This is a genomic window from Streptomyces sp. NPDC056128, from assembly GCF_042263835.1.
In the GTDB taxonomy this organism is placed as follows: Bacteria; Actinomycetota; Actinomycetes; order Streptomycetales; family Streptomycetaceae; genus Streptomyces.
Genome location: NZ_JBHJVQ010000033.1, coordinates 63,654 through 90,278, shown reverse-complemented (window position 1 = coordinate 90,278; position 26,625 = coordinate 63,654). Strand labels below are relative to the sequence as shown.

Below are 26,625 nucleotides of genomic sequence, written 5' to 3'. Positions count from 1 at the left end.
GCCTTCGAGGTCCGCGCCGTCCTCGCCGCCACCCTCTCCCCCACCTGGGGCATCTACAGCGGCTACGAACTGTGCGAACACACCCCCCTGCGCGAAGGCAGCGAGGAATACCTCGACTCCGAGAAGTACCAGCTCAAACCCCGCGACTGGGCCGCCGCCGCCCGCGAGGGCCGCACCATCGCCCCCCTCATCACCAAGCTCAACACCATCCGGCGTGCGAACCCGGCACTCCATCAACTGCGCGATCTGCACTTCCATCCCACGGACAAGGAGGAGGTGATCGCCTACTCGAAGCGGCAGGGGTCGAACACGGTTCTGGTGGTCGCCAACCTCGACCCCCACCACACCCAGGAGGCCACGGTCTCGTTGGACATGCCGCAACTCGGCCTGGACTGGCACGAGTCGGTGCCGGTGCGCGACGAGCTGACCGGCGAGACCTACCACTGGGGCAGGGCCAACTATGTGCGCCTGGAGCCGGGCCGTTCGCCCGCGCACGTCTGCACGGTTCTGCGACCGTCCCACCCGCAGATCGGAGGGTCACCCACCATATGATCGTCAACGAGCCCGTGCCGGACACCTTCGAGGACACCCCGGCCAAGGACCGCGACCCGGACTGGTTCAAACGAGCCGTCTTCTACGAGGTCCTCGTCCGCTCCTTCCAGGACAGCAACGGCGACGGCGTCGGTGACCTCAAGGGCCTGACCGCCAAGCTGGACTACCTGCAGTGGCTGGGCGTGGACTGCCTCTGGCTCCCGCCCTTCTTCAAGTCGCCCCTGCGCGACGGCGGCTACGACGTCTCCGACTACACCGCCGTGCTCCCCGAGTTCGGCGACCTCGCCGACTTCGTGGAGTTCGTGGACGCCGCCCACCAGCGCGGCATGCGCGTGATCATCGACTTCGTCATGAACCACACCAGCGACCAGCACCCGTGGTTCCAGGAGTCCCGCAAGAACCCCGACGGCCCCTACGGCGACTACTACGTCTGGGCCGACGACGACACCCAGTACGCCGACGCCCGCATCATCTTCGTCGACACCGAGGCGTCCAACTGGACCTACGACCCGGTGCGCAAGCAGTACTTCTGGCACCGGTTCTTCTCCCACCAGCCGGACCTCAACTACGAGAACCCGGCCGTGCAGGAGGAGATGATCTCAGGGCTGAAGTTCTGGCTGGACCTGGGGATCGACGGGTTCCGGCTGGACGCGGTGCCGTACCTGTACGCCGAGGAGGGCACCAACTGCGAGAACCTGCCGCGTACGCACGAGTTCCTGAAGCGGGTGCGCAAGGAGATCGACGCGCAGTATCCGGACACGGTGGTGCTGGCCGAGGCCAACCAGTGGCCCGAGGACGTGGTCGACTACTTCGGCGACTACTCCGCGGGCGGCGACGAGTGCCACATGGCGTTCCACTTCCCGGTCATGCCGCGCATCTTCATGGCGGTCAGAAGGGAGTCGCGCTACCCGGTCTCCGAGATCCTCGCCAAGACCCCGGCCATCCCGTCCGGCTGCCAGTGGGGCATCTTCCTGCGCAACCACGACGAGCTGACCCTGGAAATGGTCACCGACGAAGAGCGCGACTACATGTACGCGGAGTACGCCAAGGACCCGCGGATGCGCGCCAACATCGGCATCCGGCGGCGCCTGGCCCCGCTCCTGGACAACGACCGCGACCAGATCGAACTCTTCACCGCGCTGCTGCTCTCCCTGCCCGGCTCACCGATCCTGTACTACGGCGACGAGATCGGCATGGGCGACAACATCTGGCTGGGCGACCGCGACGCGGTACGCACCCCCATGCAGTGGACGCCGGACCGCAACGCCGGCTTCTCGTCGTGCGACCCGGGGCGGCTGTTCCTGCCGACGATCATGGACCCGGTCCACGGCTACCAGGTGACGAACGTCGAGGCGTCCATGGCCTCGCCCTCGTCCCTGCTGCACTGGACCCGCCGCATGATCGAGATCCGCAAGCAGAACCCGGCCTTCGGCCTGGGCACCTACACGGAACTGCCCTCCTCCAATCCGGCCGTCCTGGCCTTCCTGCGGGAGGCCCCCCCGAATGGGGACGGGGAAGACGACCTGGTGCTGTGCGTCCACAACTTCTCGCGGTTCGCGCAGCCCACCGAACTCGACCTCAGCGCCTTCGGGGGACGCCACCCGGTGGAGCTGTTCGGCGGAGTCCGCTTCCCCGCGGTCGGCGACCTGCCGTACCTGCTGACCCTCGGAGGCCACGGCTTCTACTGGTTCCGGCTCCGCAAGGACGCCGTCTGACCGAGCCCCCGGGCGGGACGGTTTCCACCGCCCCGCCCGGGGCACGCATCAGTAACACCCCGACGACCCGGGGAAAGGACGCGACGCCATGTCGGAAGCCGTCACACGCACCGTCACGAGCCCGCCAGGCCTCCTAGCGTCTCTTGATCCACTTCTGCGGGACTGGCTGCCACGGCAGCGCTGGTTCGCCGGCAAGGGACGCCCGGTCACCGGCTTCTCGCTGGTCGCCGCCACCGACCTGCTCCCCGCCGACTCCCGTCTTGGCCTGCACCACGTGCTGGTCCGGGCCCACCAGCAGTCCGCCCCGGCCGCGGGCGCGCCCGAGGAGCCCGGCGACTGCTACCAGCTGCTCATAGGCACGCGCGAGGCGCTGCCGCCCCGGCTGGCGCCCGCGCTGATCGGACACGTGACCGAGGGCCCGTCGGCCGGCCGCACCGCCTACGACGCCCTGTACGACACCCGGCCCGCCGAGGTGCTCCTGGAGGCGATGCGCACCAGGGCCCGTATCGGCGGGCTCCGCTTCGAGCGGGAGGAGGACCGGGAGATACGCGCCGGCCTGGTGCCGCGGCTGATGACCGCCGAGCAGTCGAACTCGTCGGTCGTGTATGGAGATACGTTCATTCTCAAGGTGCTGCGCCGGATCGTGCCCGGCGTCAACCCCGATCTGGAGCTGCCGCTGGCGCTGGCCCGCGAGGGCAGCGCCCGGGTGCCCGCCCCCGCGGGCTGGATGACGGCCGACCTGGACGGCCGGACCTGGGTGCTGGGTGTGCTCCAGCCGTACCTGCAGGGCGCGACCGACGGCTGGGAGCTGGCGCTGCGCGAGCTGGCCAAGGGCGAGGAGTTCGCCGCCGAGGCGCGGGCGCTCGGCCGGGCCACCGCCGAGGTGCACACCGCGCTGGCCCGCGCCCTGCCCACCGTCACCCTCGGCCACGCCCAGACGCGGCAGCTCGCCGACGGCATGATCGCGCGGCTGGAGGAGGCCGCCCGGGCGGTGCCGCTGCTGCGGCCGTACGCGCCCGCCCTGCGCACCACCTTCACCGCGCTCGGCGACCTGGCCGCCGAGGGCCGCACCTGGACCGCGCAGCGCGTCCACGGCGACCTGCACCTCGGCCAGTGCCTGCGCTCGCCCACCGGACGGTGGTCGCTGATCGACTTCGAGGGGGAGCCCGCGAAACCGCTGGCCGAGCGGCGGCTGCCGCAGCCGACGGTGCGGGACGTCGCCGGGATGCTGCGCTCCTTCGACTACGCGGCGCACTCGGCCGAGGCCCCGGTGCCGGGGTGGGCCGCGGCCTGCCGGGCGGCCTACTGCACCGGGTACGCGGAGGCCGGCGGCGGCGACCCGCGCACCGATCCGGTGCTGCTGCGCGCCTACGAGACCGACAAGGCGGTCTACGAGGTCCTGTACGAGGCCCGGCACCGTCCCGACTGGCTCCCGGTGCCGCTGGCCGCGGTCCGCCGCCTGTCGGCACCCGAACCGGCCTGACGCACCCGCTGTTGCTCCCACTCGCCCAGGAGGCTCCACCCGTGACCCCCCGCCCCTCGTCCAGCGGTCCCGACCCGAAGAAGACGGCCGCCAAGAAGGCGGCCGAGAAGAAGACGACCGACAAGCAGGCCGCCGCGAAGAAGGCGCCCTCGAAGAAGACGGCCAAGACGACCGAGGGGGCCAGGACGGCGAAGGCCGGCGCGAAGAAGACCGCGGCGAAGAAGAGCGCCACGAAGAAGGCCGTGGCGAAGAAGGCCGTGACGAAGAAGGCCGCCGCCAAGAAGCCCGCCGCCCGGAAGGTCACCGCTCCCGCCGTCGAGATCGCCGTCTCCCCCTCCCTGGACGCCGGCGACCGGGAGCGGCTGCTGGCCGGCACGCACCACGACCCCCACTCCGTGCTCGGCGCCCACCGGGTGCCCGGCGGGGTCGCCTTCCGGGCCCTGCGGCCGTACGCCCGCGAGGTGACCGTCCTCTCCGGCGACCTGCGGGTCGAGCTGCACAACGACGGGGACGGCTTCTTCTCCGGGCTGCTGCCGCTGCGGGAGGTCCCGCTGCACCGGCTGCGGGTGGCGTACGAGGAGACGGTGCAGGAGGTCGAGGACCCGTACCGCTTCCTGCCCACGCTGGGCGAGCTGGACCTGCACCTGATCGGCGAGGGCCGGCACGAGCAGCTGTGGCAGGCGCTGGGCGCGCACCCGATGACCCACGACGGCGTCGCGGGCACCCGCTTCACGGTGTGGGCGCCGAACGCGCGCGGGGTCCGGGTGGCCGGCGGCTTCAACTTCTGGGACGGCACCGGACACCCCATGCGGTCGCTCGGCGCCACCGGCGTGTGGGAGCTGTTCCTGCCCGGCGTCGGCGCGGGCGAGCTGTACAAGTTCGAGATCACCCGCGCCGACGGCTCGCGCACCTTCCGCGCCGATCCGCTGGCCCGCGCCACGGAGGTCCCGCCGGCCACCTCGTCCGTCGTCCACGCCTCGCACTACACCTGGGGCGACGAGGAGTGGCTGGCTGGCCGCGCCGCCGCGCCCGCGCACGAGGCGCCGATGTCGGTGTACGAGGTCCACCTGGCCTCCTGGCGGCCGGGGCTGACGTACCGGGAACTGGCCGACCAGCTCCCCGCGTACGTCGCCGACCTCGGCTTCACGCACGTCGAGCTGATGCCGGTCGCCGAGCACCCCTTCGGCGGCTCCTGGGGCTACCAGGTCACCGGCTTCTACGCGCCCACCGCCCGCCTCGGCGACCCCGACGACTTCAAGTACCTGGTCGACCGGCTGCACCAGGCCGGCATCGGTGTCCTGATGGACTGGGTACCGGCGCACTTCCCGCGCGACGACTGGGCGCTGGCCGAGTTCGACGGGCGCCCACTGTACGAGCACTCCGACCCGCTGCGGGCCGCGCACCCGGACTGGGGGACGCTGGAGTTCGACTTCGGGCGGCGCGAGGTGCGCAACTTCCTCGTCGCCAACGCCGTGTACTGGTGCGAGGAGTTCCACATCGACGGGCTGCGGGTCGACGCGGTCGCCTCGATGCTCTACCTGGACTACTCGCGCGAGCCGGGCCAGTGGACGCCCAACGCGCGGGGCGGCCGGGAGAACCTGGACGCGGTGGCGTTCCTGCAGGAGATGAACGCCACGGTGTACCGGCGGGTGCCGGGCGTGGTGACCGTCGCGGAGGAGTCGACGGCCTGGGACGGGGTCACCCGGGCCACCCACCACAAGGGGCCGAGCGGCTTCGGCGGCCTCGGGTTCGGGCTGAAGTGGAACATGGGCTGGATGCACGACTCGCTCCAGTACATGAGCCACGAGCCGGTGCACCGCAGGTACCACCACGGGGAGATGACCTTCTCCATGGTGTACGCGTACAGCGAGAACTATGTGCTGCCGATATCCCACGACGAGGTCGTGCACGGCAAGCGGTCGCTGGTGTCGAAGATGCCCGGCGACTGGTGGCAGCAGCGCGCGAACGAGCGGGCGTACCTGGCCTTCATGTGGGCCCACCCCGGCAAGCAACTGCTCTTCATGGGACAGGAGTTCGCGCAGGGCGCCGAGTGGTCCGAGGCGCACGGCCCCGACTGGTGGCTGCTGGACCCGGAGTACGGGGCGGCGGCGGACCACCGGGGCGTGCGGGACCTGGTGCGGGACCTGAACACCGTCTACCGGACCACCCCCGCGCTGTGGCGGCTCGACACCCACCCGTCCGGGTTCGCCTGGGTGGTCGGGGACGCCGCCGAGGACAACGTGCTCGCGTTCCTGCGGCTGGACGCCGACGGCACCCCGCTGCTCGCCGTGTCGAACTTCGCCCCGGCCGTCCGCGCCGACTACCGCCTCGGCGTCCCGGACGACATCCCCGCCTGGCACGAGGTGCTCAACACCGACGCCGCGCGCTACGGCGGCGGCGACGTGGGCAACCCGGACCCGGTCAAGCCGGAGCCGCAGGGGTGGCACGGCCGGGCGGCGAGTGTGCGGCTGACCCTGCCGCCGCTGGCGACGGTGTGGCTGCGTCCGGCCTGACGGCGAAGTCCCCGGCCGCCGTCGGCGGCCGGGGACCCCTTTGGCCCTCGCGGATCAGGAGCCGAAGCCGCTGACCACGTCGCTCATCGGGTAGCTGTACAGCTCGCGCTTGCAGACCTTGCACTTGTCGCTCGGCGCGTGTTCGCTGAGCGACCACAGGCGGGGCGCGAAGCCGTCACCCCGACCGTGGGCCAGGTACAGGTCCTCCGGTCCGAACGAGCTCTGCAGCGCCTTGGCGTTCCCGACCAGTTGGCTTCCGTCGACCGTGGCCTGGAGCAGGCGGCCGTTGTCGTAGGCGTTGCTCCGGTGGAAGTACCACTTTCCCTCGTAGCGCATGGCGCCCTGGATCTTGTGCCACAACTGCTCGTCGCCCAACGATCCGCCGGTGGGCAGGCCGTACGCCTGGTCCGCTTCGGCCACCGTGCCGGACGGGCCCTCGACTGCGGCGGTGAGCGCGGTCATGGGGTAGGTGCCGACGCGGCCGTTGCTGTCACCGCCCTTGGTGTTGCAGTACTCGCCCAGGACCATGTGGGGCGTGCCGGTGCGGTCGAGGGAGACGTACGACGCCTTGGGGCGCCCGGTCTTGTAGCACTGGTTCGCGCTGGTGTCACCGCCGTTGACGGCCGTCGTGAACTTCAGCGTCGCGACCTGCGGCATGACGTAGCGGTAGCCGTAGGCGTACCAGACGTTGCTCTGCCGGCCGATCCGCTTCTTGTCCGTCAGGTCGCTGGGCAGGCCGTCCTGCATCTTGTCCTCGGTGGCGGAGTCGTTGTCCGGGTTGAGGTCCATGATCTCGCGCAGGTCGAAGACGCGCATGCCGTTGGCGGTGTCGGCGACGTACAGGTAGTTGCCGTACCAGACCATGCCGCCGGCGTGGATGCCGTTCTGCGCCTTGCAGGCGGTCGGTGCCGGACACCGCCCCTCGCGCGCGTGCAGCGCGTCGAAGGATATGTGCTCGGAGGAGTTGACGTAGGGCCAGACCAGCAGGACGTGCCGGTACTTCTTGGTGGCCTGGTTGAAGAAGGTGACGCGGACACCCTTCTCGTTGCAGGCGTCGGACGCGCTCTCCTTGACGCAGTTGTCCCGGCCCGAGGAGTTGTCGCTGCGTCCGGGGTTCTCGGCGTCGTAGGAGCCCACCGCGACCGGCTCGGCGTTGGAGGTGCCCCAGTCCTCGTCCTCCTGCGCATCGGAGACACCGGTGATCGCCTGGGGTATCCACTCCGTGGAGGTGGCGTCGTCGCTCTTCCAGCACGTCCGGTCCGCGGGCGACAGGTCGGGGCCGTAGATGTCGGGGGCGCCGCAGCCGGCGGGCGTGCGGTTGGCCTGCTCCAGCAGTTCGGTCAGGCCTTGCTTGGGCAGGGCGGCGTCCAGTTTGCCCACGAGTCCGCGCAGGTCGGAGCCTGCGGCGAGCTTGAAGTCTCCCGGGCGGCCGGGGACCGGAGCGGCCGGGGCGGCGGGGGCCCTGGTGGCCGGCGGGCTGTCGGGGCCCACCGTGTCGTCCTGCTCCCCCTCGTGCTCGTCGGCGAAGCCGTCGTCGGGCATGCCTTCGCGCGTCGGCACGGGATCGTCCGCCGCCGGAGCGGCCGCCGGTTGACCGGCCGGGAGAACCACGGACATCAGCGCTCCGGCCAGCATGGTGCCGACTGCCACGCGCAGGCGGGGTAGTGCTCGCCTCATTCGAAAGCCTTTCGTGAGTCACGCCGGAGGTGCGGGACCCGAAGAGTCTTGACGTAGTTGGCCGCTACACAAATTGATTCGGGTGGAGGCGAATCCTCGGTGCCCCGGAGCGGTCACTGTGACCTAGGCATGACAAAATGGCCGCAAGGGAAACAAAACCGACCGCGACCACTCGACGCATCTGCCACGGGGGAACCATGCCGACGCGCCTGCACTTCGACGAGGACGACTATCTCAACTGCCGCTTCGCCCACTCCGCGTTGTGGGAGACCCAGGCGGTGGCCCACCTGCTCAAGCGGCCCGACCGCCAGACCTATCAGCGGCCCTGGCTGCACCGCACCCGGCGGCAGGCAGCCGCCATGGATCTGACACCCCTGTGGCTGCTGATGCCACACCACGGGCTGACCCCCGGCTGGCTGTGCCCACCCCCCGCCGCCCCGGCGGCCACCTTCGAGGGGGAGATCGCCCTCGTACGCGCGGCCGACCCCGACGCCGCGCGAGCGGACGCCGTCCGCTCGCTCAAGGCCACCCGGGGTGCGCTCGCCGCCGCCCGCGACCGGGGCTGGCTGAGCCGTCCCGCCCGCATGATCCGGGAGGTGTCGGACGTCCTGGAACAGATCTGGACCCGGCTCATCGAACCCGACTGGCCCCGGCTGCGCTCCCTGCTGGAGGCCGACATCGCCTTCCGCACCCGCCAACTCGCCGAACACGGCCTGGGCGAGCTGCTCCCCGGGATCAGCTCCCACTGCTCCTGGCAGCCCGGCACGCTCACCGTCCAGGACCGCGCGAACTGCGAACGGCACCTGGGCGGACAGGGACTCGTCCTCATGCCCAGCGTCTTCGTCTGGCCGGACGTGATCGGCACGTTCGAGCCGCCCTGGCAGCCCACGCTCGCCTATCCCGCCCGCGGCATCGTCAGCCTGTGGACCGAGCCCGAGGTGCAGGCCGGGGCCACGCTCACCCGGCTGCTGGGCCGTGGCCGCGCGGTCATACTGACTTCGCTCCACACCCCGGCCTCCACCACCGGCCTCGCCGAGCGGCTGGACCTCGCGCCGTCCTCCGTCTCCTCACACCTGAGCGTGCTGCGCGAGGCCGGGCTGCTCACCGCCCGCCGGCACGGCCGCCAGGTCCTGTACGAACGCACCGGACTGGGCGACGCGCTGACGGCGGGCAGCTGACAGCCGGGAGCCGAATGCGCGGCCGGCTACCCGGCCGCGTCCACCAGCCCCTTCGGCAGCGGCCCGGTGTGCAGGACGCCGAGCCGCTGGGTGGCGCGGGTGAGGGCCACGTAGAGGTCGCTGGTGCCGTAGCGGCCCGGCTCGACGACCAGGACGGAGTCGAACTCCAGGCCCTTGGACTGGCGCGGGTCGAGCAGGACGACCGTCCGCGTCAGGTCCGGCTCGGCTCCCGGCGTCACGCCGTCCAGCCGGGCGGCCAGGACCCGGTGCAGCTCCCGCGGGGCGATGACGGCGAGGCGCCCCTCCTCGGGGGTCAGCTCCCGGACGGCCTCGGCGACGGCGGCCGGGAGGTCCCCGGTGGCGCGGACCCAGGGGTGTACGCCCGTGGAGCGCACCGAACTCGGCGGCGCGAACTCGGGGTCCTCGGCCCGGACGACGGCCGCGGCCACGTCCATGATCTCGGCCGGGGTGCGGTAGTTGACGCCCAGCCGGGTGTGCTCCCAGCGGTCCTCGACGTAGGGGGCGAGGATCTTCGACCAGGAACCGACACCGGCCGCCTCCGCGGTCTGCGCCGGGTCGCCGACCAGGGTCATCGAGCGGGTCGGGCAGCGCCGCATCAGCAGCCGCCACGCCATCGGCGACAGCTCCTGTGCCTCGTCGACGATGATGTGCCCGAACGCCCAGGTGCGGTCGGCCGCCGCGCGTTCGGCGGCGCTGCGGTGGTCGTCCTCCTCCTGGCGCTCGGCGAACCGTTCGGCGTCGATGATGTCGTGCGCGGACAGGACCTCGGCGTCGTCCTCGTGCTTGTCCTCGAACTCGTAGGTCCGGGACGCGTACGACACGTCCAGCACGCCCTGCGCGTAGGCGATCTGCTCCGCCCGCTCGCGCTCGGCGCGGGAGCGGGCCACCCGGTCGTCCACGCCGAGCAGTTCGGCCGCCTCGTCCAGCAGCGGCACGTCGGCGACGGTCCAGTGCCGGGTGACCGGGCGGCGCACGGTGGCGGCGTCCTCGGCGGGCAGGAAGGCCTCGGGGGCGGCGAGGAAGTCGGCGACCAGGCGCTGAGGGGTGAGCCGGGGCCAGAGCTGGTCGACGGCCGACCAGACCTCGGGGTTCTCGGCGAGTTCGTCGCGGATCTGGGTGATGTCGCTGGGGTCGAGGAGGTTGGAGCCGTCGTAGGGGTCGGTGCCGATGCGTTCGGCGACCATGTCGGTGAGGGTGTTGAGGATGTGGCCCTCGAAGTGCTCGCGGGCCGCGTTGTGCGGCAGCCGCGCGGCGCGGGTGCGCTCACGGGCGACGTTCACCAGGTCGTCGTCGAGCATCAGGATCTCGCGGTCGTGCTCGATCGCGATCACCGGGTCGGGCAGCGCCTGCCGGTCCCGGACCACCTCGGCGAGCACGTCGGCCATGTCCGCGCGGCCCTTCACCGCCGCCGCCTCCGGGCTGTCCGTGGCCGTGGCCCTCACGCCGGGGAACAGCTCGCCGACCGTCGACAGCAGGACGCCGGTCTCGCCCAGGGAGGGCAGCACCTCGCCGATGTAGCCGAGGAAGGCGGGGTTGGGGCCGACGATGAGGACGGCGCGCTTGGCGAGCAGTTCGCGGTGCTCGTAGAGCAGGTAGGCCGCCCGGTGCAGGGCGACGGCGGTCTTGCCGGTGCCGGGACCGCCCTCGACGACCAGCACGCCCCGGTGCGGGGCGCGGATGATGCGGTCCTGGTCGGCCTGGATGGTCTGCACGATGTCGCCCATGCGGCCGGTGCGCGCGGAGTTCAGCGCCGCGAGCAGCACGGCGTCGCCGGACGGGTCCTCGTGACCGGTCCGCGTCTCGTCGCCGAGATCCAGAATCTCGTCGTGCAGGGCGGCGACGCGGCGGCCCTCGGTGGCGAGGTGCCGGCGGCGGCGCAGGCCCATCGGGGTGTGGCCGGTCGCCAGGTAGAAGGGGCGGGCGACGTCGGCCCGCCAGTCGATCAGGACCGGGGTGCGTTCGGCGTCGTCGGTACGGAGCCCGATGCGGCCGATGTGGTGGACGTCCCCGGAGGCGAGGTCGATCCGGCCGAAGCAGAGGGAGCCGTCCACCGCGTTGAGCGCGGCGAGCAGCCCGGAGCGCTCGGCGACCAGGATGTCCCGCTCCAGCCTCGCCTGCTGCGGGGTGTTGCCCTGCGCGAGTGCGTCCGTGACCGAGACCTCGGTGTCGCCGCGCAGCGCGTCCACGCGTGCGTAGAGTCCGTCGACGAATTCCTGCTCGTGCCGCAATTCATCGTCCGGAAATTCGGTGTTTGACAATTCCACTCCCGCCCGGATATACTATGCTCACTGAACTTCTTCGTGACCTCATTTCCTTGAAGTCACGAATCCCCGAATATACGCAGAGAAATCTCCCGAGCGCAATTGCTCGGGGGATTTCTCGTATCGCGTGCGGGTCAGAGCACGTCGGCCAGCTCCGCCAGCAGCCGCCGCTTGGGCCGGGAGCCCACCATCGACTTCACCGGCTCACCCCCGCGGAACACCATGAAGGTCGGCATCGACAGCACCTGGTAGGCGTTCGTCGTCACAGGATTCCGGTCCACGTTCAGCTGCACCACCCGGAGCCGGTCGCCCTCCTCCTCGGCCACGGCGCTGAGCACCGGCGCCATCTGCCGGCACGGCGGGCACCAGTCCGCGGTGAACTCCACCAGCACGGGCAGCTCACTGCCCAGCACCTCGCTGCCGAACTCCGCGTCCGTCACCTCGGGCACCCCGCTGCTCGTCATGCGTGTCCTCCCAGTTCGCACTTGGGCTCCGGACCCCCCGGAACCACTGCCTCGGCCCGCGCCAGCTGCGCACCCACCTGCGCCCGCACCGACGTGAGCTCCTCGATCAGCGCGTCCAGCTGCGCCAGCTTGCGCCGGTAGACCACGAGGGACGCCGGGCACGAGTCGCCCTCGGGGTGCCCGGCGCGCAGGCACTCCACGAACGGACGGGTCTCCTCCAGGTCGAACCCGAAGTCCTGGAGCGTCCTGATCTGCCGCAGCAGCCTCAGGTCGTCCTCGTCGTACGTCCGGTAACCGTTGCCGGTGCGCCGCGCGGGCAGCAGCCCCCGCGACTCGTAGTACCGCAGCGTCCGCGTCGTGGTCCCGGCCCGTGCGGCCAGCTCGCCGATTCGCATGGCACGAACGTAGGCGTTGACCCGGACGTCAAGGCAAGACGGTCAAGGCAAGAGGCCCGGCGCCGGGGGGGCGCGGGGCCTCTTGTGGGGGTGACCGGGCGGCTGAGCAACGGGGGGAGCACCTCAGCCGCCCGGAGTGTGCGGGCCGGGCCCCGGGGTCAGGCCCGCGCCAGCTCCTTCTCGCCGCCCTGCTCGGGCAGGTCCGGTGCGTCGTCGGCGTCGTCGGCGCCGTGGTGGTCGTCCAGCAGGGTCTTCTCGTCGAACGGGGCCCGCCCGGCGAGCACCTCGTTGACCCGGCCCTTGTCGATCTCCTTGGTCCAGGTGCCGATCAGGACCGTGGCCACCGCGTTGCCGCCGAAGTTGGTCAGGGCACGGGCCTCGCTCATGAAGCGGTCGATGCCGACGATCAGGCCGATGCCGTCCACCAGGGCGGGCTTGTGCGAGGACAGGCCGCCGGCCAGCGTGGCGAGACCGGCGCCGGAGACACCGGCGGCGCCCTTGGAGGCCACCAGCAGGAAGAGCAGCAGCGGGATCTGCTCGCCGATCGACATCGGCGTACCCATGGCGTCGGCGATGAACAGCGAGGCCATGGTCATGTAGATCATGGTGCCGTCGAGGTTGAAGGAGTAGCCGGTCGGGACGGTGATGCCGACCACCGGCTTGCTGACGCCCAGGTGCTCCATCTTGGCGATCAGCCGCGGCAGCGCCGACTCCGAGGAGGAGGTGGACAGGATCAGCAGGAACTCGCGGCCCAGGTACTTGAAGAGCGAGAAGACGTTCACCCCGGCGACCAGGCGCAGCAGCGTGCCCAGCACCAGGAAGAGGAAGAGGAAGCAGGTCACGTAGAAGCCGAGCATCAGCACGGCCAGGCTCTTCAGCGCCTCGACGCCGGCCGATCCGGTGACGGCGGCGATGGCACCGAAGGCGCCGACCGGGGCGGCCCACATGATCATGGCCAGGACGCGGAAGACCAGCCGCTGGATGTGCTCGATGCCGCGCAGGACGGGCTGTCCCGCGGACCCCATGGCCTGCAGGGCGAAGCCGCAGAGCAGGGCGATCAGCAGGGTCTGCAGGACCTCGCCGGCGGTGAACGCGGAGACGATGGTGGTCGGGATGATGCCCATCAGGAAGTCGACGGTGCCCTTGGCCTCCGCGTCGACCTGCGCCTGGCCGGTCTCCTTGACGGCGTCGGTGACCGCGAGGCCCGTGCCCGGGTCCAGGATGTTTCCGACGACCAGGCCGATGGCGAGCGCCACCAGCGACATCACCAGGAAGTAGCCCAGCGCGATCCCGCCGACCGCGCCGACCTTGGCTGCCTTGCGCACCGAGCCGATGCCCAGCACGATCGTGCAGAAGATGATCGGCGAGATCATCATCTTGATCAGGTTCACGAAGCCGGTGCCCAGGGGCTTCAGCTCGGTGGCGAAGTCCGGAGCGATCAGACCCACCGCGATACCGAGGGCGACCGCGATGATCACCGCGATGTAGAGATAGTGCGTGCGGTCCCGCTTGGCTTTGGGTGCGGCAGGTGCCGTAGCGGCTTTGCTGGTCACGGCGGCCCTCCTTGACGACGTCGTCGGCATCACCGGCGTGCGGCTCACGTCCGGGGGTTTGTATCGGGGATGCGGTGACTATCTCCCGGCGTGTGAGGGCGGTCACCCTTGCGTTCATTTAGTTCACAATCCAGCCAGGAGGGAGACTGACGGCATGCACCTCCGCGTCCCGAGACCCCGAAGCCTGGCGGGGCAGCTCTTCGCCATGCAGGCCGTGCTGATAGCGGTCGTCGTGGTCGGGTACGCGCTGTTCACCTGGATCAGCGACCGGGGGCAGGCACAGGACGCGGCCGGGCGGCAGGCCAGGGCGGTGTCGCTGGCCATCGCGGACTCGCCGTCCGTGGTGGCGGCGATCGGCACGCCGGATCCGACGGCGCGGCTCCAGCCGTACGCGGTGCGGGTCATGCGGGACACCGACGTGGACTTCGTGACGATCATGGATCCGTACGGCATCCGCTGGACCCACCCCGACCCGGCGCAAATCGGCCACCCCTTCCAGGGGCACATCGAGCGCGCGCAGCGGGGCGAGACCTTCACGGAGACGTACACGGGCACGCTCGGGCCCTCGGTGCGGGCGGTCACGCCGGTCATGGACGGGGACCGGGTGGTCGGACTGGTCAGCGCCGGGATCAAGGTCGAGGAGATCAGCAAGCGGGCGCAGGAGCAGCTCACCGCCCTGACGGGGGTGGCGGCCGGGGCGCTGCTGCTCGGCGCGGTCGGCACGTACGTGATCAACGCGCGGCTGCGCCGGCACACGCACGGCATGAACGCGGACGAGCTGAGCCGGATGCACGACTACCATCAGGCCGCGCTGCACGCGGTGCGCGAGGGGCTGCTGATGCTGGACGGGCAGTACCGGGTCGCGCTGATCAACGACGGTGGACGGGAGCTGCTGGGCGTGACCGGTGACGTGGTGGGCGCCTCGGTGGCGGACCTCGGGCTGCCGGCGCAGCTGACGGGGGCGCTGCTGGCGTCGGAGCCCCGGGTGGACGAGGTGCACCTGGCGGCCGAGCGGGTGCTGGTCGTCAACACCTCGCCGGTCTCCGGCGGTGAGCGGCGGGGCACGGTGGTGACGCTGCGGGACGTGACCGAGCTGCAGTCGCTGACGGGCGAGCTGGACTCCGAGCGGGGGTTCACGCAGGCGCTGCGCTCGCAGGCGCACGAGGCTGCGAACCGGCTGCACACGGTCGTCTCGCTGATCGAGCTGGGGCGCGCGGAGGAGGCCGTGGAGTTCGCGACGGCCGAGCTGGAGCTGGCGCAGGCGCTCACCGACCAGGTGGTGGCGGCGGTCGGCGAGCCGGTGCTGGCGGCGCTGCTGCTGGGCAAGACGGCGCAGGCCAACGAGCGGGGAGTGGAGCTGGTGGTGTCGCGGGAGAGCCGGCTGGACGACGGTCTGCTGCCGCCGTCGCTGCCCGCCAGGGACCTGGTGACGATCCTGGGCAACCTGGTGGACAACGCGGTGGACGCGGCCCAGGGCGCGGTGCCCTCGCGGGTGACGGTGGCGGCCTACACCGAGGCGGCGGGGGACGGTTCCGAGCTGGTGATGCGGGTGTCGGACACGGGGGCCGGGGTCGATCCCGCCCATGCCGACCTGGTCTTCCAGCGGGGCTTCTCCACGAAGCCGTCCGGTGAGGGCGGCCGGGGCCTGGGCCTGGCTCTGGTCCGCCAGGCGGTACGCCGGCACGGCGGCACCCTCACGGTCACGGAGGCCGAGGGCGGCGGCGCCCGCTTCGAGGCGCGGCTGCCGCTGGGCGATGCGGGGAGCGGCACGGCGACGCCGGCCACCGTGGCGGGCAGACCGGAGTCCGGGGGTGCCGTATGAGACGGCGACGGCCCGTACGTGTCGCGCCGGTCGGCCTGAGCCGCCCGGTCGCCGCCGGCGTGCGCCGCGGCGCTCTCACCGGCTGCCGCCGCCCCGGCGCGCCCGCCTCCCGGCGCCCCTGCCCCGGGGCCGCCGTATGACCCAGGAGCAGCCCATCCGGGTCCTGGTCGTCGAGGACGACCCGGTCGCCGCCGACGCGCACGTGATGTATGTCGGCCGGGTTCCGGGGTTCGTGGCCGTCGGCAAGGCGCACACCGGGGCGGAGGCGCGGCGGCTGCTGGACCGTACGCCGGTGGACCTGCTCCTGCTCGACCTGCACCTGCCGGACGTGCACGGCTTGCAGCTGGCCCGTTCGCTGCGGGCGGCCGGGCATCACACCGACGTGATAGCGGTGACGTCGGCGCGGGACCTGACGGTCGTGCGGGAGGGCGTGTCGCTGGGCGTCGTGCAGTACGTGCTGAAGCCGTTCACCTTCGCCACCCTGCGGGACCGGCTGGTGCGGTACGCGGAGTTCCGGGGCACCGCCGGCGAGGCGAGCGGCCAGGACGAGGTGGACCGCGCCCTGGCCACCCTGCGCGCCCCCGGCCCGGCCGCCCTGCCGAAGGGCCTGAGCGGACCGACCCTGGAACGGGTCACGGGCGCGCTGCGCGGCTCGGACGAGGGCCTCACGGCGGCCGGGGTGGCCGAGGCGGTGGGCATCTCGCGCATCACGGCCCGGCGCTACCTGGAACACCTGGTGGACGCGGGGCGGGCGGGGCGGAGCCCGCAGTACGGGCAGGTGGGGCGGCCGGAGTTGGTGTATCGGTGGGTACGGGGCCGGTGAGCGGGTCGGCCGCACCGTCGTTCCCTACTCACGCTCACGCCGCCCTCGCGTACCGCACCACCTGCGAGGCGAGCCCCGCCACCGCGAGCGCCTCCAGCGCCGAGAGCGCGACGAGCAGCCCTCCGACGTCCCCGTTGGACCAGAAGACGATCAGCGCGGCCAGCGGTACCGCGCAGAACGCCGTCAGGTCGATCACGGTCTGTATCGCCTTGCGGGACCGGCGCCGGGTGTCGCTCCGGTGGTACGCCTCCCACCCGAACGTCGTGAAACCGGCCCCGTGTGCCGCGAGGGCGGCCAGCCGGGGGCCCAGATCGTCGCGGACGTAGAGCCCGATCGCCGAGATCTTCTCGTCGTTGACGAGGTAGGTCCATCCGAGGACGACGCACACCGGCGGCAGCGCCAGGAGCATCGAGGGCTGCTTCGCCTGGGCCGTCGCGGCGATGACGGCCGCCACGACCGCGAGTGTCACGTAGAGGAGGTTGTCCCGGAAACCGATCCGCGCCCTCTGCTCGCTCTTCACGCTCTCGTACTCGGCAAGCAGCAACTGCCCTACCGTGACGTCCTGTTCCGGCACTCGAGCCCCTTCTCCCAGCGGTAACTTATGACTATGCCGGACATCCAGCCCACCGCTCTGGTCCTGACCGCACTCCCCCTCGAATACGCCGCCGTCCGCGCGCACGTCGAGGAGCGCGAGGAACTGGTGCACCGGGACGGGACCCGCGTCGAGAGGGGACGGCTGCCGGGCACCTCCTGGCACGTCGCCCTCGCCGAACTGGGCATGGGCGCCGAGCAGGCCGCCGCACTCACCACCCAGCTCATCAACTGGCTGCGCCCCGAGGCCGTGTTCTTCGTCGGAGTCGCCGGCAGCCTGAAGGACGACGTCGAGATCGGCGACGTCGTCGTGGGCACGCAGGTGTACGAGATCCACGGCGGCAAGCAGACGCCGGAGGGTTTCCTGGTCCGGCCGAAGGCCCTGCCGGGCTCGCACGCGCTGGAGCAGGCGGCCCGTTCCGCCGTACGGGACATGCCCGACGTGCGGGCACACTTCACGCCGATCGCCACGGGCGACGTCGTCCTCGCGGACGCGGAGTCCGAGATCGCCCGGTTCATCCGCGGGAACTACAACGACGCGGGCGCGATCGAGATGGAGGGCTCCGGGGCGCTCCGTGCGGCCCACCTGAACGGCCAGTTGCACGCCCTGGTGGTCCGGGGCATCAGCGACCGGGCCGACACCGGCAAGCACAAGGCCGACGCCTCGGGTGCGCAGCAACGCGCCGACGGCGCGGCCACGTACGGCGGAGACCACATCGACTTCCGGGGCGGCACCTTCTACGGACCCGTCACCGGCAAGCGGGGCGGGCGAGAGTAGGGCGGGTACGCGCACCCGCGCCACCGCGCACCCGGCTCCCCCGAATCCCCACTCGCAGGAGCATTGACCTGACTAGACCACTCCTCTTACGTTCGCCGAGCAGCCGTCCCGGCCACAGTGTCGTGCCCGTAGGAGGTCGTGCCCGTGCGTCCCAGCTTCCGGTTCACCGCTCTGTTCACCCTCACCGCGCTCACCTCCACGGCGCTCGCCGCCTGCGGAAGCGGCTCCGGCAGTGATCCGGACACGGTGAAGGTCTCCTTCAAACAGTCGACGGACAACTCCATCAAGGTGATGGACACGTATCTCGCCGACATCAAGAAGCAGTTCGAGAAGGCCAACCCGGGGAAGAAGGTCGAACTCGTCCCCATCAAGGCCCCGGACTCGGAGTACTACACCAAGCTCCAGCAGATGCTCCGCTCCCCCAAGACCGCGCCGGACCTGGTCTACGAGGACACCTTCCTCATCAACTCCGACATCACCAGCGGGTACTTGAAGCCTCTCGACCCGTACTTGGAGAAGTGGAAGGACTGGGACCAGTTCATCGACACGGCCAAGGCGGCGACCGCGGGCGAGGACGGCAAGACGTACGGCGTCCCGGACGGCACCGACACCCGCGGGCTGTGGTTCAGCAAGGACGTCTTCGCCAAGGCCGGGCTGCCCGCCGACTGGCAGCCGAAGACGTGGGCCGAGGTCCTCGACGCCGCCCGCACCATCAGGGAGAAGGTCCCCGGCGTCACCCCGATCAACGTGTACACCGGCAAGCCGGCCGGTGAGGCGGCCACCATGCAGGGCTTCGAGATGCTGCTGTACGGCACGAACGACGGGACCACGGACCCGCTGTACGACAAGGACAGCAAGAAGTGGATCACGGCGGGGAAGGGGTTCGAGGACTCCCTCGCCTTCGTCGAGAGCGTGTACAAGGAGAAGCTCGGCCCGGAGGTCTCCGACGCGCTCGACCCCAACTTCGGGACCGCGGTCCGCGGTGAGCTGCTGCCGCAGGGCAAGCTCGGCATCGCCCTGGACGGCTCCTGGCTGCCGCAGGACTGGCTGGAGGGCAGCGGGCACGAGTGGCCCGAGTGGTCGAAGGAGCTGGGGCTCGCCGCCATGCCGACGCAGCACGGGCAGGCGCCCGGCAAGGTGAGCATGTCCGGTGGCTGGGCCTGGTCGATCCCGGCCAAGGCGGCCAACCCGGACCTGGCCTTCGACTTCGTCAAGACGATGCAGACCAAGGCCAACGCCCAGAAGTGGTACATCGCCAACTCCGGCATCGCGGTCCGCGAGGACGTCGCGAACGATCCCGCGTACGTCGACGCCCAGCCCGGCATCAAGTTCTTCACCGACCTGGTCGAGAGCACCCACTACCGGCCCGCCTACCCGGCGTACCCGAAGGTGTCGGTGGCCATCCAGGAGGCGATGGAGGGCGTGACGACCGGCGACATGTCGGTCGAGGAGGCGGCGCGCGGGTACGACGAGGCGCTCAAGGAGGCCACCGACAACCAGGTGGTGAGCAAGTGACCGCTGCCACGCCGCGGCACGCGGGTCCGGAGGTCGCCAAGGCTCCGCCGGGCCCGCCCGCCCCCGCCCCAGGCCCGGCCGGGAGCGGGCGGGCCGTCACCGCCCGTCGCTCCCTGCTGCGCGCCCTGCCCGTCTCCCCCGCCGTCGTCCTGCTGCTGCTCTTCCTCGCCGGCCCGATCGCCTACTGCGTGGTCATCGCCTTCACCGACCTCCAGCTCACCGGTCAGGCCGAGGAGTCCTTCGTCGGCTTCGAGAACTTCAAGCGGGCGTTCCAGGACGAGGCGTTCCTCAACGCCGTGTGGCTGACCCTGGTGTTCACGGTGCTGTCCTCGCTGATCGGGCAGAACACCCTGGGGCTCGCGCTGGCCACGCTGATGCAGCGGGCCTCGAAGCCGGTCCGCACGCTCACCGGTGGCATCGTTGTCACCGCTTGGGTGCTGCCGGAGGTGGTGGCCGGCTTCCTGCTCTACGCCTTCTTCCGCCGCGAGGGCACTCTCAACGCCATCCTGGACTGGCTCCATCTGCCCTCCCAGAACTGGCTGTTCACGCTGCCGATCCTGGCGGTGTCCTTCGCCAACGTGTGGCGGGGCACCGCGTTCTCGATGCTGGTCTACTCGGCCGCCCTGAACGAGATCCCCAAGGAGGTCACCGAGGCCGCCGAGGTCGACGGCGCGGGCGGCTGGCGCCGCATGTGGCACGTCACGCTGCCGATGATCCGGCGCTCCATCGCCACCAACCTCATGCTGAACACCCTCCAGACGCTGTCGGTCTTCGGGCTGATCTGGGTGATGACCCGGGGCGGTCCCAGCGGCAAGAGCCAGACGCTGCCGCTGTTCATGTACGAACAGGCCTTCCAGAACAGCCTGATCGGGTACGGCACGGCGGTGGCGCTGCTGCTGTTGCTGATCGGCTCGCTGTTCTCGGTCGTGTACCTGCGCCTGCTCCGGACGGAGGTCTGATCCCGATGGCCCTCATGACGCGCCCGCCCGCCAGGCGTCGCACGCGGCGCAGGCTGGCCGCCGACGCCGGTCTGCTGGTGGTGGCGGCGGCCTTCGTCCTGCCGCTGGCCTGGGTGGTGCTGTCCGCCCTTGACCCGGCCGCGGGCCTGCGGGTTAAGGTCCCCGACGGGCTGACCCTGGACAACTTCGACGCGATCCTCACCCCGGAGATCACCTTCACCCCGCTGCTCAACAGCCTGATCCTGTGCGGCGGCGCGACCCTGCTGACGGTGGTCTGCGCGGCGCTCGCGGCGTATCCGCTCTCCCGTTTCCGGTCCCGGCTCAACCGGCCGTTCCTGTTGACGATCCTGTTCGCGACCAGCCTGCCGATCACGGCGATCATGGTGCCGGTCTACGCGCTGTTCGTGCGGGTGAACATGATCGACACCATGCAGGGGACGATCTTCTTCTTCGCCGCCTCCCAGCTGCCCTTCGCCATCTGGCTGATGAAGAACTTCATGGACGGCGTGCCCAAGGAGCTGGAGGAGGCGGCGTGGACGGACGGGGCGTCCTCCTTCCAGTCGCTGCTGCGGATCGTGCTGCCGCTGATGGGGCCGGGGGTGGCGGTGGTGACGGTGTTCTCGTTCGTGATGATGTGGGGGAACTTCTTCGTCCCCTTCATGCTGCTGCTCTCCCCGGACCAGATGCCGGCCTCGGTCAGCATCAACGACTTCTTCGGCAACCGGGGCATGGTGGCGTACGGGCAGCTGGCGGCGTTCTCGATCGTCTACTCGACGCCGGTGGTACTGCTGTACGTGCTGATCTCCCGGCGGCTGGGCGGCGGGTTCGCGCTGGGCGGGGCGGTCAAGGGGTGAGCGAGGCGGTCAAGGGGTGAGCACAGCGGCGGCCGCGGGTGCCCGTACGTTCCTACAATCCGTATCGCTGGCTGAACAGCCCGTAGTCAGCCCGGCCGCGTACCCCTACGGTGTGGCGCGTGCGCCGACCCTCATCCGGCCCGAACCAGTCGGGTCCCCCGTTCAACGCCCTCGCCGCCCGCCGGCTGCGTGCCGCCCTCAACATGGGCCCCGAGCACGTCGCCCACGGCATACGGGTCTCGTACGGACTGCCGTACGTCACCCCCGACCTCGTCATCGCCTGGGAGCGGGGGGCGGTCTCCCCCGGGAACCCGGAGCTGACCGCGCTCGCCGGGGTGCTGTGGTGCTCCCCCGGTGAGCTGATCGGCCGGCCGCAGACCCTGCGCGAGCACCGGGTCGCCCGCGGTCTCGCGCCGGAGGACGTGGCGCGGACCGTGGGGCTCGCGCTCGCGGCCTACCTGCGGATGGAGGAGACGGACGACTGGCGCGGCACCGACCGCCAGTCGGCCCAGCTGGCCGACGTGCTCGGGCTGTCGCTGCCGGACTTCGTGACCGTCACGGGCCGCGAGGAGAAGCTGGCCGACCTGCTGACCAGCGCCGTGAGCACCCGCTGGCAGGGCTATGTGCGCCCGGTCGCCAAGCTGGCCCCGCTGGACCGGCGCGTCCTGGAGAACGTCCTCCAGGTGCTGCACCAGGACTATCAGGGGCACATGGCCTCCACCCTCAGCTGGGGCGGGGGCAGCGGTGACGCCGGCGCCGGGGGGCGCGACTTCCTGGACCGGATCGTGGAGCACTTCTGGTCGGCGGTCGAGAGGCACCCGTGAACGCCGGGGGGCGGCCGGGCGGCGGTCCGGGCGGGCGGCGGCTAGAAGACCGACTCCGCCTCGTCCATCCGGTCCTTCGGCACCGTCTTCAGCTCGGTGACGGCCTCCGCGAGCGGCACCATCACGACGTCCGTACCGCGCAGCGCGGTCATGTGGCCGAACTCGCCGCGGTGCGCCGCCTCCACCGCGTGCCAGCCGAAGCGGGTGGCGAGCACCCTGTCGTACGCGGTCGGCACGCCGCCGCGCTGGACGTGGCCGAGGATGACGGGCTTGGCCTCCTTGCCGAGCCGGCGCTCCAGCTCGTACGCCAGCGCGGTGCCGATGCCCTGGAACCGCTCGTGGCCGAACTTGTCGATCGCGCCCTTGCCGTAGTCCATGGAGCCCTCGGCGGGGTGGGCGCCCTCGGCGACGCAGACGACGGCGAACTTCTTGCCGCGGGAGAACCGCTCCTCGACCATCTTGACCAGGTCGGCGGGGTGGAAGGGTCGCTCGGGCAGGCAGATGCCGTGGGCGCCGGCGGCCATGCCGGACTCCAGGGCGATCCAGCCCGCGTGCCGGCCCATGACCTCGACGACCATCACGCGCTGGTGGGACTCGGCGGTGGTCTTGAGGCGGTCCATGGCCTCGGTGGCCACCCCGACGGCGGTGTCGAAGCCGAAGGTGCGGTCGGTGGAGGAGATGTCGTTGTCGATCGTCTTCGGCACGCCGACCACCGGCAGGCCGGCGTCGGAGAGCATCCGGGCGGCGGTCAGCGTGCCCTCGCCGCCGATCGGGATCAGCGCGTCGATGCCGAAGTTCTGGATCATGTCCGAGGCGTTCTCACAGGCCTCGCGGAGCCGGTCGCGCTCCAGCCGGGAGGAGCCGAGGATGGTGCCGCCGCGGGCCAGGATGCCGCTGACCGCGTTCAGGTCGAGGGTGCGGTAACGGCCGTCCAGCAGGCCCGCGTAGCCGTCCTCGAAGCCGATGACCTCGTCGCCGAAATTGTCGACCGCTCGGTGCACGACCGACCGGATCACTGCGTTCAGGCCGGGGCAGTCGCCGCCTGCGGTGAGAACTCCGATACGCATCGTGCTGTGTCTCCTGCTCGCTGTGGACACCGGTGAGCCGGTCCAATTGTTCCACGGCCCGGAGAGCGAGGGGCACTGACGGGCGCCTTAGCTACTGAGAGAGGTATTGTCAAGAGGGTTCCGCTCACCCCGGTGGGCGATTTTTGTGCACGGGTCAGCCGCCGCCAGACCGACACCAGACGAAACGGAGAGCACGCGTGACGCGCAGCGTGTACGTGACCGGTATCGACCGCGGGGACGGCCGCCAGGTCGTCGAACTGGGGGTCATGGAACTCCTGACCCGGCAGGTCGACCGGGTCGGCGTCTTCCGCCCCCTGGTGCACGACGGGCCGGACCGCCTCTTCGAGCTGCTGCGCTCCCGCTACCGGCTCTCCCAGGACTCCGCGACGGTCTACGGCATGGACTACCAGGAGGCGTCCGCCCTCCAGGCCGAACAGGGCACCGACGAGCTGGTGTCCGCGCTGGTCGACCGGTTCCACCTGGTCGCCCGGGACTACGACGTCGTCCTCGTCCTCGGCACCGACTTCGCCGACACCCAGTTCCCGGACGAGCTGTCGATGAACGCCCGGCTCGCCAACGAGTTCGGCGCCTCGGTGGTCCCGGTCGTGGGCGGCCGCAAGCAGACCGCGGAGTCCGTGCTCGCCGAGACCGTGAACGCCTTCCGCGCCTACGACGGACTGGGCTGCGACGTGCTGGCCATGGTGACCAACCGGGTCGCCCGCGAGGACCGGGACGAGATGGCCGAGCGGCTGGCGAACCGGCTGCCGGTGCCGTGCTGGGTGGTGCCGGACGAGCCCGCCCTGTCCGCGCCGACCGTCTCCCAGATCGCGCACACCCTCGGCGCCCAGGTGGTCCTCGGCGACGACTCCGGGCTCGCCCGCGACGCGCTGGACTTCGTCTTCGGCGGGGCCATGCTGCCCAACCTGCTGGCCGCGCTGACCCCCGGCTGCCTGGTCATCACGCCGGGCGACCGCGCCGACCTGGTGATCGGCTCCCTCGCCGCGCACAGCGCGGGCACCCCGCCGATAGCCGGCCTGCTGCTGACCCTGAACGAGGTGCCCGGCGACGGCATCCTCACCCTCGCCGCCCGCCTCGCCCCCGGTACGCCGGTGCTCTCGGTGACCGGCAACAGCTTCCCCACCGCCGAACAGCTGTTCTCCCTGGAGGGCAAGCTCAACGCGGCCACCCCGCGCAAGGCGGAGACCGCCCTCGGCCTGTTCGAGCGGTACGTCGACACCGCCGAGCTGAGCAGCCGGGTCTCCGCGCCGAGCAGCGACCGCGTCACGCCGATGATGTTCGAGCACAAGCTGCTGGAGCAGGCCCGCTCCGACCTGCGCCGGGTCGTCCTCCCCGAGGGCACCGAGGAGCGGGTGCTGCACGCGGCGGAGGTGCTGCTGCGCCGGGGCGTGTGCGAGCTGACCCTGCTCGGCCCGGTCGAGCAGATCCGCAAGAAGGCCGCCGACCTGGGCATCGACCTGGAGGGCGCCGAGCTGACCGACCCCGCGGTCTCCGAGCTGCGCGACTCCTTCGCCGAGAAGTACGCCGAGCTGCGCGCCCACAAGGGCGTGACCGTGGAGCTGGCGTACGACGTGGTGTCGGACGTGAACTACTTCGGCACGCTGATGGTGCAGGAAGGGTTCGCCGACGGCATGGTGTCGGGGTCGGTGCACTCCACGGCGGCGACCATCCGCCCGGCCTTCGAGATCATCAAGACGAAGCCGGACGCCTCCATCGTCTCCTCCGTCTTCTTCATGTGCCTGGCCGACAAGGTCCTGGCCTACGGCGACTGCGCGGTCAACCCGGACCCGGACGCGGAGCAGCTCGCCGACATCGCGATCCAGTCGGCGGCCACGGCGGCCCGGTTCGGGGTGGACCCGCGCATCGCGATGCTGTCCTACTCGACGGGCACCTCCGGGTCCGGCGCCGACGTCGACAAGGTGCGCGCGGCGACGGAACTGGTCCGCGCGCGCCGTCCGGACCTCAGGATCGAGGGGCCGATCCAGTACGACGCCGCGGTGGAGCCGTCGGTGGCCGCGACCAAGCTGCCGGACTCGGAGGTCGCCGGGCAGGCCAGCGTGCTGATCTTCCCCGACCTGAACACCGGCAACAACACCTACAAGGCCGTGCAGCGCTCGGCCGGCGCCATCGCGGTGGGCCCGGTGCTCCAGGGTCTGCGCAAGCCGGTCAACGACCTGTCCCGGGGCGCGCTCGTGCAGGACATCGTCAACACCGTCGCCATCACGGCGATCCAGGCCCAGCAGTCCCCCACCGAGAAGGCTTCCGACCAGTGAGTCCCACGCGCGTCCTCGTCCTCAACTCCGGCTCCTCGTCGGTCAAGTACCAGCTGCTGGACATGCGCGGCAGCGACCGGCTGGCCGTGGGCCTCGTCGAGCGGATCGGCGAGGAGACCTCACGCCTGAAGCACACGCCGACCGGCGGCGAGAGCCGTGAGTGGAGCGGCTCCATCCCCGACCACGAGTCCGCGCTGAAGGCCGTGGCGGCCGAGCTGGCCAAGGACGGCCTCGGCCTGGACTCGCCGGAGCTGGCCGCGATCGGGCACCGGGTGGTGCACGGCGGCAGGCACTTCACCGAGCCGACCGTGATCGACGACGCCGTGCTCGCCGAGATCGAGCGGCTGATCCCGGTCGCCCCGCTGCACAACCCGGCCAACCTCACCGGCATCCGCACCGCGCAGGCGCTCCGCCCCGACCTGCCGCAGGTCGCCGTCTTCGACACCGCCTTCCACACCACGATGCCGGAGTCCGCGGCCCGCTACGCGATCGACGTGGAGACGGCCGACGCGCACCGCATCCGCCGCTACGGCTTCCACGGCACCTCGCACGCGTACGTGTCCCGGGAGACCGCGCGGCTGCTGGGCCGGGCGCCCGAGGACGTGAACGTGATCGTGCTGCACCTGGGCAACGGGGCGTCGGCCTCGGCGGTGCGGGGCGGGCGGTGCGTGGACACCTCCATGGGGCTGACGCCTTTGGAGGGGCTCGTGATGGGTACGCGCTCGGGAGACATGGACCCGGCCGTCATCTTCCATTTGATGCGCGTAGGCGGAATGTCCGCCGACGAGATCGACACTCTCCTCAACAAGAGGAGCGGTCTGATCGGGCTGTGCGGTGACAACGACATGCGGGAGATCCGCCGCCGCGTCGACGCCGGAGACGAGCGGGCCCGGCTGGCCTTCGACATCTACATTCACCGGCTGAAGAAGTACATCGGCGCCTATTACGCCGTTCTCGGACGGGTGGACGCGGTGGCCTTCACGGCCGGGGTCGGCGAGAACGCGGCGCCGGTGCGGGAGGCCGCCGTGGCGGGCCTGGAGGGGCTGGGCCTGGCGGTCGACGGCGGGCTGAACGCCGTACGCGGCGACGGGGCGCGGCTGATCTCGCCCGCGGACGCGCGGGTGGCGGTGGCCGTCGTACCGACCGATGAGGAAATGGAGATCGCGACACAGACCTACGCGCTGGTAATTGGTTCAGGTGGTTCGGCGGGTTCCGAGAATCTCACCTGAGCGGCATCCCGCCCTTTTGTATTTTCCGCCAGACGGAATATTCCGCGCCGAAACAAACCG

The 26,625-nt window shown here is 71.2% G+C and carries 20 protein-coding genes and 1 pseudogene; 14 read left to right on the top strand and 7 right to left on the bottom strand.

Annotated elements, in window-relative coordinates:
- From ACFC1X_RS35340 to glgB, 4 genes and pseudogenes are all read left to right on the top strand, one after another.
- Positions 1-552: pseudogene (locus tag ACFC1X_RS35340) on the top strand (alpha-1,4-glucan--maltose-1-phosphate maltosyltransferase); the annotation flags it as partial.
- A complete protein-coding gene (treS, locus tag ACFC1X_RS35335; protein ID WP_376362108.1) occupies positions 549-2,267 on the top strand; it encodes a maltose alpha-D-glucosyltransferase in 1,719 nt (572 codons plus the stop codon). The pseudogene ACFC1X_RS35340 and the gene treS, both read left to right, overlap by 4 nt.
- 88 nt (positions 2,268-2,355) lie before the next feature.
- Positions 2,356-3,750 (top strand): maltokinase, encoded by a 1,395-nt coding sequence (locus ACFC1X_RS35330; protein WP_376362105.1) that lies wholly within the window; start codon positions 2,356-2,358, stop codon positions 3,748-3,750.
- Between the two features lie 41 nt (positions 3,751-3,791).
- Positions 3,792-6,263 carry a 1,4-alpha-glucan branching enzyme gene (gene glgB, locus ACFC1X_RS35325; RefSeq protein ID WP_376362103.1) on the top strand — a complete coding sequence of 824 codons (2,472 nt, stop codon included), beginning with the start codon at positions 3,792-3,794 and terminating at the stop codon, positions 6,261-6,263.
- 54 nt (positions 6,264-6,317) lie between these two features.
- On the opposite strand, the gene ACFC1X_RS35320 is transcribed toward glgB, so the two are convergent.
- Positions 6,318-7,913: a hypothetical protein gene (locus tag ACFC1X_RS35320; RefSeq protein ID WP_376362100.1), complete on the bottom strand. Its 1,596-nt coding sequence runs from the start codon at positions 7,911-7,913 to the stop codon at positions 6,318-6,320.
- A 224-nt stretch (positions 7,914-8,137) separates the two neighbouring features.
- Here ACFC1X_RS35320 and ACFC1X_RS35315 point away from each other — a divergent pair, with 224 nt between their 5' ends.
- Complete coding sequence (locus ACFC1X_RS35315; RefSeq protein ID WP_376362097.1) at positions 8,138-9,118, top strand: DUF5937 family protein; 981 nt, start codon at positions 8,138-8,140, stop codon at positions 9,116-9,118.
- Between the two features lie 26 nt (positions 9,119-9,144).
- Here the strand turns inward: ACFC1X_RS35315 and ACFC1X_RS35310 are convergent, their stop codons facing one another.
- The 4 genes from ACFC1X_RS35310 to ACFC1X_RS35295 form a co-directional block, all read right to left on the bottom strand.
- A complete protein-coding gene (locus ACFC1X_RS35310) occupies positions 9,145-11,415 on the bottom strand; it encodes a HelD family protein (RefSeq protein ID WP_376362120.1) in 2,271 nt (756 codons plus the stop codon).
- Between the two features lie 119 nt (positions 11,416-11,534).
- Positions 11,535-11,849: a thioredoxin family protein gene (locus ACFC1X_RS35305; protein WP_376362117.1), complete on the bottom strand. Its 315-nt coding sequence runs from the start codon at positions 11,847-11,849 to the stop codon at positions 11,535-11,537.
- Between the two features lie 11 nt (positions 11,850-11,860).
- Complete coding sequence (locus ACFC1X_RS35300; protein ID WP_376362094.1) at positions 11,861-12,259, bottom strand: MerR family transcriptional regulator; 399 nt, start codon at positions 12,257-12,259, stop codon at positions 11,861-11,863.
- Positions 12,260-12,417: 158 nt separating this feature from the next.
- Positions 12,418-13,812 (bottom strand): cation:dicarboxylate symporter family transporter, encoded by a 1,395-nt coding sequence (locus tag ACFC1X_RS35295; RefSeq protein WP_376362091.1) that lies wholly within the window; start codon positions 13,810-13,812, stop codon positions 12,418-12,420.
- A gap of 154 nt (positions 13,813-13,966) precedes the next feature.
- Here ACFC1X_RS35295 and ACFC1X_RS35290 point away from each other — a divergent pair, with 154 nt between their 5' ends.
- Together ACFC1X_RS35290 and ACFC1X_RS35285 are read left to right on the top strand one after the other, a co-directional pair.
- Positions 13,967-15,634, top strand: a complete 1,668-nt coding sequence (locus ACFC1X_RS35290; protein WP_376362088.1) for an ATP-binding protein — start codon at positions 13,967-13,969, stop codon at positions 15,632-15,634.
- Between the two features lie 136 nt (positions 15,635-15,770).
- Positions 15,771-16,457, top strand: coding sequence for a response regulator (locus tag ACFC1X_RS35285; protein WP_376362085.1), 687 nt, complete (start codon positions 15,771-15,773; stop codon positions 16,455-16,457).
- 34 nt (positions 16,458-16,491) lie between these two features.
- On the opposite strand, the gene ACFC1X_RS35280 is transcribed toward ACFC1X_RS35285, so the two are convergent.
- On the bottom strand, positions 16,492-17,031 hold the full coding sequence (locus ACFC1X_RS35280; protein ID WP_376362082.1) for a hypothetical protein: 540 nt from the start codon (positions 17,029-17,031) through the stop codon (positions 16,492-16,494).
- A gap of 27 nt (positions 17,032-17,058) precedes the next feature.
- On the opposite strand from ACFC1X_RS35280, the gene ACFC1X_RS35275 reads away from it, so the two are divergent.
- From ACFC1X_RS35275 to ACFC1X_RS35255, 5 genes are all read left to right on the top strand, one after another.
- Positions 17,059-17,826, top strand: coding sequence for a nucleosidase (locus ACFC1X_RS35275; protein WP_376362079.1), 768 nt, complete (start codon positions 17,059-17,061; stop codon positions 17,824-17,826).
- A 144-nt stretch (positions 17,827-17,970) separates the two neighbouring features.
- The gene (locus ACFC1X_RS35270) at positions 17,971-19,341 is read left to right on the top strand and encodes an extracellular solute-binding protein (RefSeq protein ID WP_376362076.1); all 1,371 of its coding nucleotides are present in this window, start codon (positions 17,971-17,973) and stop codon (positions 19,339-19,341) included.
- Entirely contained in the window at positions 19,338-20,300 is a 963-nt protein-coding gene (locus ACFC1X_RS35265; RefSeq protein WP_376362073.1) for a carbohydrate ABC transporter permease, read from the top strand. Before ACFC1X_RS35270 ends, ACFC1X_RS35265 begins: the two co-directional genes overlap by 4 nt.
- A gap of 14 nt (positions 20,301-20,314) precedes the next feature.
- Positions 20,315-21,154: a carbohydrate ABC transporter permease gene (locus ACFC1X_RS35260; protein WP_376362114.1), complete on the top strand. Its 840-nt coding sequence runs from the start codon at positions 20,315-20,317 to the stop codon at positions 21,152-21,154.
- A gap of 110 nt (positions 21,155-21,264) precedes the next feature.
- Entirely contained in the window at positions 21,265-21,978 is a 714-nt protein-coding gene (locus ACFC1X_RS35255; RefSeq protein ID WP_376362070.1) for a helix-turn-helix domain-containing protein, read from the top strand.
- A gap of 41 nt (positions 21,979-22,019) precedes the next feature.
- On the opposite strand, the gene ACFC1X_RS35250 is transcribed toward ACFC1X_RS35255, so the two are convergent.
- Positions 22,020-23,045, bottom strand: a complete 1,026-nt coding sequence (locus ACFC1X_RS35250) for an ATP-dependent 6-phosphofructokinase (protein WP_376362067.1) — start codon at positions 23,043-23,045, stop codon at positions 22,020-22,022.
- A gap of 197 nt (positions 23,046-23,242) precedes the next feature.
- Between ACFC1X_RS35250 and pta the strand changes: the two genes are divergently transcribed.
- Together pta and ACFC1X_RS35240 are read left to right on the top strand one after the other, a co-directional pair.
- A complete protein-coding gene (gene pta / locus ACFC1X_RS35245; protein WP_376362064.1) occupies positions 23,243-25,336 on the top strand; it encodes a phosphate acetyltransferase in 2,094 nt (697 codons plus the stop codon).
- Positions 25,333-26,565: an acetate kinase gene (locus ACFC1X_RS35240; RefSeq protein ID WP_376362061.1), complete on the top strand. Its 1,233-nt coding sequence runs from the start codon at positions 25,333-25,335 to the stop codon at positions 26,563-26,565. The genes pta and ACFC1X_RS35240 overlap by 4 nt, the downstream gene beginning before the upstream one ends.
- Positions 26,566-26,625: the final 60 nt, after the last annotated feature.

Coding starts and splice junctions, on each gene's coding strand:
- ACFC1X_RS35275 (WP_376362079.1), top strand. CDS start 17,059: ATGACTATGCCGGACATCCAGCCCACCGCTCTGGTCCTGACCGCACTC.
- ACFC1X_RS35250 (WP_376362067.1), bottom strand. CDS start 23,045: ATGCGTATCGGAGTTCTCACCGCAGGCGGCGACTGCCCCGGCCTGAAC.
- ACFC1X_RS35315 (WP_376362097.1), top strand. CDS start 8,138: ATGCCGACGCGCCTGCACTTCGACGAGGACGACTATCTCAACTGCCGC.
- ACFC1X_RS35300 (WP_376362094.1), bottom strand. CDS start 12,259: ATGCGAATCGGCGAGCTGGCCGCACGGGCCGGGACCACGACGCGGACG.
- ACFC1X_RS35330 (WP_376362105.1), top strand. CDS start 2,356: ATGTCGGAAGCCGTCACACGCACCGTCACGAGCCCGCCAGGCCTCCTA.
- treS (WP_376362108.1), top strand. CDS start 549: ATGATCGTCAACGAGCCCGTGCCGGACACCTTCGAGGACACCCCGGCC.
- ACFC1X_RS35260 (WP_376362114.1), top strand. CDS start 20,315: ATGACGCGCCCGCCCGCCAGGCGTCGCACGCGGCGCAGGCTGGCCGCC.
- ACFC1X_RS35285 (WP_376362085.1), top strand. CDS start 15,771: ATGACCCAGGAGCAGCCCATCCGGGTCCTGGTCGTCGAGGACGACCCG.
- ACFC1X_RS35290 (WP_376362088.1), top strand. CDS start 13,967: ATGCACCTCCGCGTCCCGAGACCCCGAAGCCTGGCGGGGCAGCTCTTC.